The organism is Psychrobacter sp. VH5 (assembly GCF_050572635.1).
Classification (GTDB): domain Bacteria; phylum Pseudomonadota; class Gammaproteobacteria; order Pseudomonadales; family Moraxellaceae; genus Psychrobacter; species Psychrobacter celer.
Map to the genome: position 1 here is coordinate 2,310,574 of NZ_CP192145.1, position 12,685 is coordinate 2,323,258.

Genomic DNA, 12,685 nt, shown 5'->3' on the forward strand with positions numbered 1-12,685 from the left:
ACTTAATCGTTTAAATTCGTTTTAAATATGGCGCAGCGGACGGGACTCGAACCCGCGACCCCCGGCGTGACAGGCCGGTATTCTAACCAACTGAACTACCGCTGCTTAGGTCGTCTTAGCATCTTGCCTTTATAAAAGCCCACTTGCTAATAAGTGGTGGGTGATGACAGGCTCGAACTGCCGACATTCTGCGTGTAAGGCAGACGCTCTACCAACTGAGCTAATCACCCTGAGTGAGGATATAACGAAGCACTGCTTCGTCCGAGCGCAAGAGAATTTACATTTTCGTAAATTCTAAAAGCTATACATCCAAACTAGATATTGCTGAAAATTCCTTAAAGGGAAAATTCCAACAGAAGCTGACTGACTAAAGCCTCGCTCTGTGGGTGTGTATTATATAGATTTACACATGGCTGTCAAACGGTATTTTGCCTTTTTTTCATGATTTTCTTTTATTTTAAAAAAACAATCAGCAAACCTATGTTTTTATTGATTTTATATTTTTAAAAATTTACAGATATTTCTTATATGGACGCATTTTGGATGCACAGCGTGACTCACTATCCCATGTTATAGTGAGTTCAGTATAAAAACGATACAGTAGGACTGGGATAATTTTCACGCAGCATCGAGCGGCACAGGCACAGCATGCAAGGAAAATTTATACCAGTTCCACGTTGACATATAATGTATCTGTTTTATTGAGAGTCGACTATATCTATGAAAACCCTGACCTTTATACTGCGGGCACAACCCCTCTAGCCCTTCAAACTGCGGGGTAAATCGGCACTTGCTGGCCGTATTGACGACCAGCAAGACTTTTTTTATATCAAAAAATGCTGGCGCGATGCCATTCATACGCTCTGCGGTAAAATCATACAAGCAGGTTATTTTGCAGATTTATCCAAATCAATAGAGACCGAGTTGATACAGTAGCGCATACCTGTCGTCTCACGCGGTCCATCAGGGAACACATGACCCAAGTGCGCGCCGCAGTTGCTACAGGTCACCTCGGTGCGGCGCATACCTAATGAGTTGTCTTCATGCTCATCGATAGCGGCATTGTCGATACCTTGATCAAAGCTTGGCCAGCCGCAGCCTGCATCAAACTTGTTGTCAGCATCGAATAACTTTGCACCGCAGCCTTTGCAGCGGTAGATACCATCGTCATTGATATCATTATAAACGCCAGTAAACGGACGCTCCGTGCCTTTTTCGCGCATCACATGATACTCTTCGCTACTCAAACGCTCGCGCCAGTCAGCGTCAGTCAATTGACTGATTTCTTCTTTGCTAAGTTGGTTGTCTTGCATGATTTATCCTTATTTATCGGTTTTGTCTGATTTTTTGTGATTAATCGCTATAACATTATCTCGCTACAACACCATCTCGCTATAAAACTACCAAAATACAGAGCCAGTTAAGCCCATGATAATAATAACGATGCTGTGTATTTGTTGATACAACCAGCATTATTCAAGGTGTCTACTACAACAATATCATTCTACGCCTCAAGTCTGATGAGCACTGTAATAAAAATGATAAGAAAACAACGCTTCTCCCTTTGGCGACCTATAAGCGTCTTATATTTTATATAGTCAAATTGGCTAGGCAAATTGGTCATGCTTTAAAAACCGGACAGCTTGGCAAAAGCTACAGATATACATAGGGCACAACTTAAAGATATATTTTGCAAGTTATTCTTGCATTATGAAATAAACCAATAGATACAGCTTGCATTGATAGATAAAATGCAATAATATCTTGCATTGGCGTTAAACATTTATGCGCCGCAATCACAGATTTACTGATGCGTAAGACTCGCACTACCACATATATATAGGCTTAAACGTAATGGCTGATAACAATAAAAAGAGCACTCAGGCTGAGCGACTGGTGCAGCTGCGCCGTGATAAAGGGCTGACCGCCGAGCAGCTAGCTCAAGCGATGACTGCCGCTGGCGCTAAGGTCAGTCGCGGCGCTATCTCTAACTGGGAGCGTGGCACCAACGGTATCGTCTCATCCAAGCTGCCGACATTGGCACATATTTTGGGCTGTAGCGAAGGATATTTGCTGCGCGGTGAGAGTGCAGCCGATACAGAGCCGCCACGCCCTAGCAGCGCTCCTGAGGTAGTGATGGCGCAATCCGGTGGCCAGCTTCGCGCGTTAGACGAGCATATCAGTCAATCCCAAAAACCAATCAGCCAAGCTGATGCAGCCATGACACAAGCTCCTTCACCAACCAACCAGACAAGCGACCTCTTTATGAATACAATAAAAAAGTCTGACAAATTACAAAACGTCTGCTACGACATTCGTGGCCCCCTACTTCAGACTGCCAATAAAATGGAAGCAGAAGGCAAACGTATTTTGAAGCTCAACGTTGGCAACCCTGCACCATTCGGTCTAGAGGCGCCGCATGAGATTTTGCGCGACGTATCAATGAACCTGCCAGAGGCGACTGGTTACTCAGACTCGCAAGGGATTTTTTCGGCGCGAAAGGCCGTGCTGCAATATTATCAATCAAAGGGGCTGCTCTCTGCCGTCGATGTGCGCGACGTCTATCTGGGCAACGGCGTGTCTGAGCTGATTGTGATGACCATGCAGGCGCTGATGAATGATGGAGATGAAGTACTGATTCCAATGCCAGACTATCCACTGTGGACGGCCGCTGCAAATCTGGCTGGTGGCACCGCTGTCCATTATCGCTGTAATGAAGACGATAACTGGCACCCAGATATCGAAGACATCAAATCTAAAATCACGCCCAAAACCAAAGGCATCGTCGTGATCAACCCCAACAACCCCACAGGGGCACTCTACAGCGACGAGCTGCTACGACAGATTATTGAAGTGGCCAAAGCGCATAATCTGATCATCATGGCTGATGAGATTTATGATCGTATTCTGTATGATGATACCGTGCATACACCGATGAGCACGTTGACGGATGACGTGCTGGTACTCTCCTATAATGGTCTCTCAAAGTCGCACCGTATCGCAGGCTTTCGTGCCGGCTGGATGCTGGTTTCAGGACAAAAGCAACACGCCGCCGACTTTATCGAAGGCTTAGATATGCTGGCGTCCATGCGTTTGTGCTCCAACGTCCAAGGCCAGTACGCGATTCAAACGGCGATGGGCGGCTACCAAAGCATGAAAGAGCTGACCTCAAAGACGGGGCGCTTGTACAAGCAGCGTGAAATGGCCGTCACTCGCCTCAATGCCATTAAAGGCATTTCTTGCACCATGCCGCAGGGCGCGTTTTATTGTTTTCCCAAAATGGATCCTGAGGTTTACCCTATCGAAGACGACATGGCCTTTATGATGGATCTACTAGTAGAAGAAAATGTCCTGATGGTACAAGGCACCGGGTTTAACTGGGACAAACCTGACCACTTCCGCTTGGTATTTTTGCCCAATATCCATGACTTAGAAAATGCCATGGATCGCTTGGATCGCTTTTTTGCCAAAAAACGTCAGCAGTTTGGTACGGATTAGTCCCATCCACTATCTGTGACTGAGCGCCAAGATAGGATAGGTTCTACATTTATAAAAAAACGCTTATCGGCATTAGGCTGATAAGCGTTTTTTATGAGAGTGTGCTCGTGCACAACACTGGCCACCTATCTGCATGCGTATCTTTGCATGATGATTGCCGCTTTTGTTGGTTAAAAGATATTTATCAGAACCACATAGCTTATCGCAGACATCGTAGCGGCAGCTGGTAAAGTGACAACCCACGCCAGACCAATTGGCTTCATCAGCGCCCAATTGGTGTCTCTGTTGACAATACCAATCCCCAATACCGCACCGACCAACGTATGCGTACTCGATACTGGCAGACCCATGGTCGAGGCGCCCATCACGACGGCAGCGGCGGCCAACTCTGCCGAAAAGCCAGAAGCGGGATGCATTTTTGCCAAATTGGTACCGACGGTTTGAATAACTTCTTTACCAATAAACCAAAGACCGACGATCAGCGCCACCCCAAACGTCAACATCACCGCTGGTGGCACTGCCGCTTGTGAGGCAATCTCATTGGTACGGATGACATCCATAATAGCCGCAAACGGGCCGACGGCGTTGGCAATGTCGTTTGAACCATGACTAAAGGCAAAAGCGGACGCCGTAAATACTTGCATCCAGCTAAACATAATAAAGGTCGCTTTGGTCAAATCCTCTTTATGCTTACCGCGGATACTTTTGGTATAGATAAAGGTGGCCAACCAGACCAAGGCGGCAATCATGCCCATGATCAAAAAACCTTGTAGCGTCGTCAGGCTATTATTGACGTTTTTAAGACCTTTAAACACCACCAAAGACGTCATAATCGCGCCGCCAAGCGCAGCAATCATCGGCACCCATTGCTTGAGTGCTTTTAGTGTATCTAGACTGCTACGCTCATTTTCGATCTCATACAGCTTTTTGTAATAGTCCGTTTCTAAATCTTCGACGACACAATCATCATCTTTGTAGATTTCTTGGTCACGCAGCATCGCTGAGGTATAAGCCAGCTGCTCCGACTCGGTCAGACGCTCCAGATACTCTTTATGGTTTTGTTTTAAGACTTTTTTACTGGCCTTTAATTCACCAATATGAGCCTCGGTTCTATCATTATACTCGATGATATTTTTCTTAATTTGACCGTACAATATATAGGCCAAGATACCGCCCAATAAAGGCGATAACACCCATGAGATAGCAATGGTGCCAACCGTACCCCAATCGACTGTCGAGAGTGCCGTCGCGCTGCCACCCAAATCAAAGCCCAACACGATAGAGCTACCAACCACCCCGCCGATGATAGAGTGCGTGGTCGATACTGGCAGGCCTTTGCGTGTGGCAAACAACAGCCAGAATGCGGCCGCAACCAGAGCTGAGAGCATGACGTAAATGAACTGGTTGGGCGTGACGGTCAGACCATCTAAGTCTACGATGCCTTTGCGGATGGTGTCCGTCACTTCCCCGCCTGCCAGCACTGCGCCGGATACTTCAAATATCGCGGCAACCCCGAGTGCTTGCGGGATGGTCAACGTCCCTGCGCCCACCGAGGTGCCAAATGAGTTGGCAACATCATTACCACCGATATTAAATGCCATAAAGACACCAAAAGCGGTGGCGACAATAAATAGCGTCGTTTGTTGACGCATTGTGTAATCTAGACCCCACCATAAAAAGTAGGCGGTCATCGCAATCAGTAAAATGGCAAAAAATAGATTTATTCTCATAGAGCCGACTGATTTGGCGGGCTCTGTAGAGCTGCTGCTAATACCCATACGTTGATACGTCCTGCGTAAGCTGATTGAAATTATATGCGATTAAAGACAAGCGTGCCAAAGGTAAAACCCTTAATGCAACATGTCACAAAGCCGCAAGGGATATTGCTCAATCGTCTGATTACAGCATCTTGCGGCTTAGATTTTTTGTGATGATAATGTTAGCACTTGATAACTGCTAATTATGATAAGCGTTGTCAGAGCTGTGGTGTAGCAAGAAACGTTACGCGCCTATTATATTCAATATAAGCACATAATGCATGATGATATTACAAGATTTGTAACTGCTCATGGTTAGGGCAGATGATACCGTGTTTACCTGCACCATTATACGCTTATTTACGCCATACGCCTATAGTGACGATAGTTGTTCGATGGCATGATCCAAGACTTGCAGGCGCGCTTGGCGCTTTTCGTTGGTGGCAATGATGCACCATGGTGCCTTGTCTGTGTCTGTCCGTGCCAGCATATCAGCAGCCGCCTGTACATACCTCTCCCACTTATCGCGATTGCGCCAATCATCCTCCGTCAGCTTATACTGCTTGTGCGGTGTCTGCTGGCGTGCCTCAAAGCGCTGTAGCTGCTCTTTTTTGTCGATGGCCAGCCAGTATTTTATCACCAGCGTGCCTGCATCAGCTAGGTCGGCCTCAAAACGGTTGATTTCGTCATAGGCACGCTGCCATGCCGCCGCGTCAGCAAAGCCTTCGATACGCTCAACCAACACTCGCCCGTACCAAGTCCGATCAAAGATAGCAATACGGCTGATGCGGTCAGTGTGCTCGTTGGGCAGTTTATGCCAAAAGCGCCACAAATAAGGATGCTGCAGCTCATGAAGCATCGGTGCCCCGATATTATAAATCTGATACTCGCGCGGATCGAGCGGCGCCACCAGCCTTTTGATCGCCCCGCCCTTGCCAGCGGCATCCATGCCTTCAAAAGCAAAGACGACATGCCGACCGTTGCGCGCACGCAGTAGCGCAGCCAAACGCGCTTGCTTGGCCGCCAGCGCCTCTTTATAGTCAGACTTGTCTATTTTTGTGCTAGGGATATCTTGTAGCTGATTGGGAATGGCGACTGGCACGAAGGGGCTGGGATGAGACTTTGCCTTAGTGTCATCCTTAGTGTCATCCTTCGTCTTGCTACTTGCCAGCGCTTCTTGCATGGCGTGCAGCACCTCATGACAAAAATGATCGGCGGCAGCAGACTTGTCCTCCCCATCGACGATGACCCAGTCTGGTTGTTGTCTAAGCAGCGCGGTGGCCACCTCATTGAAGGTATCGACTACTTGTCTGTCGTGCCAGTCCATTTGATACAAAAACTGTGGGTCTTCTGTTTTGTCCGTCAGGCGTTTTTGCAACGTATCGACATCGACATGAAACCAGCACTTAAGCAGTCGCGTTTGGTTGGCCGCCAAATCCTGCTCAAAGGCAGTTAGTTTCGCCAGCTGCTGCTGTAGGTAGTCTTGCCACTTGGTCGTCATACGAGACATCAAAGATGACGGCGCATCGTCTTGTTTGTTTTGACTCTTTGTCCCAGCGGCTGTTTCGGTAGTGTCTTTTACGCAAGTCATACGCATGACGTCATACAGCAGGTCAGCATACCAATTCCCAAAATACACCATCACGTCACCGTGACGTGGCAACACTTTGGTATGCGTTTGCCAAATCGGCTGATAGTCCAGTGGGCAGTCGCCAACGGTCGCCTCGACTTTTAGTAGCCGCGGATCTACCCAGCCTCTTAACTGCTTGACTGCGGTGCCTTTACCAGCTTGCTCCATCCCGTTGACCAGTACCAGCAGCCCTGTGGCTTTGTCATGGGTAGGCGAGCTTTGTTGCCGCGTTGCTCGCAGGGCATATTGCGCCGTGACCAATGCCAGTCGCAGGGCATCTTTGTCCATAGAAAACTGGCTGAGCGGATTGGGCTTGAGACGCTGGCTGATGATTTTTTTATCAGCTGGCGTGCGTCCATCTGGTGCACTCTGCTCTGCGGCATGGTTGTTTTTTGACATCGCATCCTCCATCCTAGTTGGCTTTTTATAGGCTGATCCATTGCATCAATTTTGCAAAATTTTGAGCCATTTTTATACTAGCACTCAGCCAATAGACTAAATAACGTTGCTATGTAACCATTTGGGTAACAGTTTGGCATTTGTATTCTGTTTTGTTTTCTTTTAAGGTGAACACTTTTTACGATACGTTCGTTTGCTATAGGCCGTCATTTAGAGATACGTAAGATATAGCTGCGTCTAAGTAAATCAGATACATGGCTATAAAGTCGCTTAAAGTCGCTTTATAAAAAGTTGCACGTTGATATGAGCGTATCGATTTTATAGCGAATTGACCGTACTGCTTGTTGACCTTGTCTTTATAATGGCGGTATTTTCATACGGTTTTTAGGGCGTGTTGAACATTCGCAAATAGGCACTGCTGATCGCTAAAATTGTTCCAGACAAGGCACAAAGCGACGATAATGCAGATGCCTTAGCGAGATTTGTAACGCAGTATGGGGCAATTTTAGCATCAGCCCGCAGGGACAGGACTCTTTTTTGCCGCTTCATCGTTAAAAATAAGCACTTAGAATGACTAAACTTATTATTTTTAACATCGAATCGCCTAAAAAATAGTCGCTGTCAGTGCCATGGTCGAATGTTCAACACGCCCTAAAACCTTTATAGCGTTTTAAAAATTATTTTGCGCACAAAACCATTAAAATATGTCACTGACAGACAGATAACACCACGCCATTTATCAGCACTTTGATAATATTATTGATTTTATAGGATTGATTGCCATGGCCGCTTTAGCCAACTTACAACAACACTTGACCCGCTTTTGGGCGCTGCCCTATCATCAAGACGATGCCCTAAACAATAAACTAAAAGACGTACAGTCATGGCAACAAACACGCATCAAACACACGCACCATGAGCTGTTTTCTCAGCCCAAAAACCAACTGATGGCTGAGTATTTTTTGACCCAGCTATATGGCGGCGATGAATTTAAGCTACTGGCCAAACAGTTGGAGCGCATTTTACCCAAAGCGCAAAAGCTTGAGCGCTTGGCAAAAGAGTCGGCGCTGGAGGCTGGCAGTATGGGCATTCAAGCGGCGATTTTGGCGATTGAGCTGGATTTGCATTTGGCGCAGTGGTTACTGACCCAAGAGTTGCCAGTGACCGAAGACAATATGCTGGCCGCCTATCGTGCTGTCGATGAAGCAGAAGCACGCCGCGTCCAAATCGCCAACCTCAAAGACGTCTGTTATCGCACAGACAAGCATTTAAACTCATTTATGCTCAAAAAAGCCTTTGCCTTAGCCAAAGGCACTGCCTATCGCTATAATTTTCAGCCACTGTATGACTTTATTGACACAGGCTTTCAGGCCATAAAACCACTCAAAAGCGTCAGTCATTTTATCGAGCCATTTTGCCAGCAGGAGCTTTTGATTATCGAGCAAGTGCATGCCGCGGATAATGACGGTAAGCCAATGCGGTTTGGTGTATCATAGACTGATAGTGTAGATTGGCTAATACCAACACGCCCTACCAAGAAAGTCATAACAATAACGAATAGGACACAATGATGACCGACAGCACAGACAACGCCAACCGCGCCGCTAACACCCACGAGCCATCCAAGCAGGCCGAGCTGCAAGACAGTCTCGTCAAAGAAAGCATCCGTCATAATCAAGACATCACAGCGCAAGCACAAGCGCGGCAGACAGACGCTCAGCCCAGCCAGCACCATGACTTTACCCAAGTTCAAGACTTACCCACCGGAACCCCACAAGGTCAACAAACCACTATGCCTAATACGATCAATGACAGTGCCGACCCTAGCACTGCGCAAGCACAAACTACCAAGCAGACGCTATTTAATCAGCGCGATGACATCAACAACCCGCACACGCCTGAAACCGATGGTAATGAGCAGACACACTTTGGCTATAAGACAGTCAATAAAGCAGAAAAACAAGCACGTGTGGCTGATGTCTTTACTTCTGTTGCCAAAAAATATGACATCATGAACGACCTTATGTCATTTGGTATCCATCGTCTATGGAAGCGTTACGCGATTAGCTTATCAGGCGTGCGTGCCGGTCAGCAGGTACTCGATATCGCTGGCGGCACCGGCGACTTGGCCAAAGTGTTTAGCCGCGAAGTGGGTCGCAACGGCCATGTGGTACTATCAGACATCAACGCGGCCATGCTAGAGGTCGGCCGCGAGCGCCTGATCAATGCAGGCTGCAACAACGTAGACTTTGTATTGGCCAACGCTGAAACACTGGCACCGTTTGATGATGAAAGCTTTGATTTGGTGACCATCAGCTTTGGTCTACGCAACGTCACAGACAAAGACGCAGCGCTGCGAGCCATGTACCGCGTACTAAAGCCAGGTGGTCGCTTGTTGATTTTGGAGTTCTCAAAGCCCGTTTTTGAGCCACTATCTAAAGCCTATGATCTGTATTCATTTACAGCGCTACCGATGATGGGCAAGCTGATTGCCAATGATTCTGAAAGTTACCAGTACTTGGCAGAGTCGATTCGTATGCATCCTGATCAGCAAACGCTAAAGCAAATGATGCAACAAGCTGGCTTTGAAAACTGTGATTATCACAATCTCACCGCCGGTATCGTCGCGGTGCATCGCGGTTTTAAGGCGTAATATTGCTTAGTATTTAGTATTTAGCGTTTAGTAAGTAGTGCTTAATGCTGCGTCTTTTGCACTGCATGATGGGATAACGATGGTGACTATTGAGCCGCCACACTCTATAGTCGTTGATTATTATAAACTTAGCGCTGTTGTTAGGCGCTTCACCAAACACGCGAGAGCCTTATGCTGACTGTTTTACTTTTGGCTGGTGCCGAAAAGCTGATTAACCTTGCTATCGCTAGCGATGACATTACCAAAGCAGGATTGGCCCCGCTTGCGGGTAAAGTATTGCGGCTAGAGATGGCCGTGCCTGAGATTCATCTAGACGTGCTGTTTAGCCATGAGCGCTTGCGCTTTGAGCCTGTGACCACGGACAGTGTGTTTGAGCCAAGCGGCACTATGGATGAGCGGCAAAAAGCCAGTAGGCAGCGCGCGCGTATCGGTCACAGCCGACCAGATTGCACCATCACAGTCGATAATCCTGCCCAACTGCTCAACCTGATGCGCGGCACCGAAGGCAACCTGCCTATCGCAGGCGACTATAAGGTACTCATGCAGCTAAAACAGCTGGTCGCAGGGTTTGACCCTGACGTGGCAGGACAGCTGGAGCCTTTCATCGGCAAGCCCATGGCCAGCCAATTACACCTGCTCATCTCTCAGCTAAAAAGCAGCTGGCGACATAGTGCCAAACGCGCATTTGATGACGTCAGCGATTGGGCCAATGATGTGGCAGGCAATGCCGCACCTGACCCCGCTGAGGTGGCAGAGGTCAATGACCTCAGGCAGCAGCTCCTCAAGCTACGTGCTGATGTGGCGCGCGAAGAAGCGAGACTTGCAGCCATCAAAGAAGAGCAGTCACGTTTTCTTAACAACTCGTTTCATCAGTAACTGGTCTGGGGCGTGTTGAATATTTAACAAACCCTAAGCACCGCGCTACCCTATTTTTGAATTTTTTAGAGTGCTTATTTCTCATGCTACTATCTCACCGCGCCCGTCTATTTGAGCTTTGGCGTATCGCCGCCACTTATCGCATCGATACGCACCTGTCTTTAGAAGAGATGCCGCAGCTACAGCCTATCGCGCGCTTGATTCGTCTGCACCCTGCCGCGTGGGGCAAAAAACACCAGCCCAACGCCATCAAGTACGCCCTAGAAGACATGGGCACGCTGTTTTTAAAACTTGGCCAGCTACTCTCTACGCGCCGTGATTTGGTGCCACCCGAGATCATCGAGCAGCTGGTGCAGCTACAAGACAAAGTCAAACCCTTCAACGCTGATGTTGCCATTGCTCAGATTCAGCACCCAAAACACGGCCTCGGTCAACCAATCAACACATTGTTTGCTCGCTTTGATGTCAAGCCACTAGCGGCGGCATCTATCGCCCAAGTACACACCGCGGCCTTGCATGATGGTCGTGAAGTAGTGGTAAAGGTGGTGCGGCCTGATATTCGCGCCACCATCGTCTCTGACTTTGAGCTACTGCGCGAGCTGGCCGGCTGGGCATCGGCGCGTATCGAAGCGGCACGCGCGGTACATATCATCGATATCGTCGAAGACTACCGCCAAGTGATGCTCAATGAGCTGGACCTGACCTTGGAGGCGGACAATACCACGCAGATGCGCAATAACTTCTTAGGCTCGGCACTCATGTATGTGCCTGAAGTTTATGATGCCGCCAAAAACGTCATAGTCATGGAGCGCATCCAAGGCGTTCCTATCTCGCAGGTTGAGGTATTTGATAAGCTGGGTTATGACCGTGCAACACTGGCAGAAAAAGGCTTAACGATATTTTTTACCCAAGTATTTCGCGATAACTTTTTTCATGCTGATATGCATCCGGGTAATGTCTTCGTTGAGACGCCACCTGTCAAGGATTTATACGATGATACGGCAAAGCTTGGGCATGAGCCGCGCTATATCGGCCTCGATTGTGCCATCATGGGTACACTATCAAGAGACGATCAGCTGGTGGTGGCGCGGATGCTGCTGGCGGTGATGAATAACAACTTCACGGCCGTGGTAGATATTGTTAGCCGTGCAGGCTGGATACCACCTAACGCCGACAAGCATGCGCTCATGCGTGACATGAAACGTACCGTCGGTCCGATGCTACAAAAATCCATTAACGACATCGATTTTGCTGGAGTATTGATGCAGATTTTGGATATTGCTCGTCGTCATCATATGAGTATTCCGCCACAGTTAATGCTACTGCTCAAAACCTTGGTACATGTCGAGGGACTGGGGCGCGACCTATATCCTGAGCTTGATATTTGGTCGCTTGCCAAGCCCATCCTTAGCGGCTGGATCAAAGAGCAGCTCGATCCTGTACGCAACTTACAACAGCTGCGCCAACAGTTGCCAGAGCTGTTATTATCGACCACGGATATCCCAAAACTACTCGATCAAGGCTTACAGAGCCTTGCCACTCAAGGGTCGCGACAAGACAGTCAGCTCAGAGAAATACAGCAAATCCGAGCGGATATGCTCAATGACCGTCGCCGCGACTGGCTGGCACTCTCAGGCTTTGCTATCTTTATTGCGATTGCCACACAAGTCGGCTGGTTTGCGCCTGTCTTTTATCTATTGGCCATCGTCGTGGTTGTTTGGCGAGTACTGGCCTAATTGCTCTTTTAGCGCTCGTTATGCCATTGGCGTATATTGTTTTGGGGCATGTCCTCATTTTAAAAATGGCGATAAAAATGAGATAAATTGCCGCCAAACAAGAAAAATAGCGCCGTTAATATCGAGATATTCGTCA

7 protein-coding genes, 2 tRNA genes and 2 pseudogenes are annotated in these 12,685 nt (G+C 48.0%); 5 read left to right on the forward strand and 6 right to left on the reverse strand.

Features of this window, described 5'->3' with window-relative positions; genetic code table 11:
• Nucleotides 1–28: 28 nt before the first annotated feature.
• From ACNFVB_RS09655 to msrB, 4 genes and pseudogenes are all read right to left on the reverse strand, one after another.
• Nucleotides 29–105: transfer RNA gene (locus ACNFVB_RS09655), tRNA-Asp, on the reverse strand.
• A 49-nt stretch (nucleotides 106–154) separates the two neighbouring features.
• Nucleotides 155–230, reverse strand: a tRNA-Val gene (locus ACNFVB_RS09660).
• Nucleotides 231–726: 496 nt separating this feature from the next.
• Nucleotides 727–891 (reverse strand): annotated as a pseudogene (locus ACNFVB_RS09665) (glutathione peroxidase); the annotation flags it as partial.
• Nucleotides 888–1,313 carry a peptide-methionine (R)-S-oxide reductase MsrB gene (gene msrB / locus ACNFVB_RS09670; protein WP_430737344.1) on the reverse strand — a complete coding sequence of 142 codons (426 nt, stop codon included), beginning with the start codon at nucleotides 1,311–1,313 and terminating at the stop codon, nucleotides 888–890. The gene msrB and the pseudogene ACNFVB_RS09665, both read right to left, overlap by 4 nt.
• A 541-nt stretch (nucleotides 1,314–1,854) precedes the next feature.
• On the opposite strand from msrB, the gene ACNFVB_RS09675 reads away from it, so the two are divergent.
• Nucleotides 1,855–3,498 carry an aminotransferase class I/II-fold pyridoxal phosphate-dependent enzyme gene (locus tag ACNFVB_RS09675; RefSeq protein WP_430737345.1) on the forward strand — a complete coding sequence of 548 codons (1,644 nt, stop codon included), beginning with the start codon at nucleotides 1,855–1,857 and terminating at the stop codon, nucleotides 3,496–3,498.
• A 170-nt stretch (nucleotides 3,499–3,668) separates the two neighbouring features.
• Here the strand turns inward: ACNFVB_RS09675 and ACNFVB_RS09680 are convergent, their stop codons facing one another.
• Nucleotides 3,669–5,276, reverse strand: a complete 1,608-nt coding sequence (locus ACNFVB_RS09680; RefSeq protein WP_430737346.1) for an inorganic phosphate transporter — start codon at nucleotides 5,274–5,276, stop codon at nucleotides 3,669–3,671.
• A 352-nt stretch (nucleotides 5,277–5,628) separates the two neighbouring features.
• On the reverse strand, nucleotides 5,629–7,284 hold the full coding sequence (locus ACNFVB_RS09685) for an ATPase (RefSeq protein ID WP_430737347.1): 1,656 nt from the start codon (nucleotides 7,282–7,284) through the stop codon (nucleotides 5,629–5,631).
• Between the two features lie 782 nt (nucleotides 7,285–8,066).
• Here ACNFVB_RS09685 and ACNFVB_RS09690 point away from each other — a divergent pair.
• The 4 genes and pseudogenes from ACNFVB_RS09690 (at nucleotide 8,067) to ACNFVB_RS09705 (ending at nucleotide 12,549) form a co-directional block, all read left to right on the forward strand.
• A complete protein-coding gene (locus tag ACNFVB_RS09690; protein WP_289056190.1) occupies nucleotides 8,067–8,780 on the forward strand; it encodes an FFLEELY motif protein in 714 nt (237 codons plus the stop codon).
• 425 nt (nucleotides 8,781–9,205) lie between these two features.
• Nucleotides 9,206–9,937: pseudogene (gene ubiE / locus ACNFVB_RS09695) on the forward strand (bifunctional demethylmenaquinone methyltransferase/2-methoxy-6-polyprenyl-1,4-benzoquinol methylase UbiE); the annotation flags it as partial.
• A gap of 171 nt (nucleotides 9,938–10,108) precedes the next feature.
• Nucleotides 10,109–10,813 carry a ubiquinone biosynthesis accessory factor UbiJ gene (locus tag ACNFVB_RS09700; RefSeq protein ID WP_100749894.1) on the forward strand — a complete coding sequence of 235 codons (705 nt, stop codon included), beginning with the start codon at nucleotides 10,109–10,111 and terminating at the stop codon, nucleotides 10,811–10,813.
• Nucleotides 10,814–10,896: 83 nt separating this feature from the next.
• Entirely contained in the window at nucleotides 10,897–12,549 is a 1,653-nt protein-coding gene (locus tag ACNFVB_RS09705) for an ABC1 kinase family protein (RefSeq protein WP_430737348.1), read from the forward strand.
• The last annotated feature ends 136 nt before the right edge of the window (nucleotides 12,550–12,685 follow it).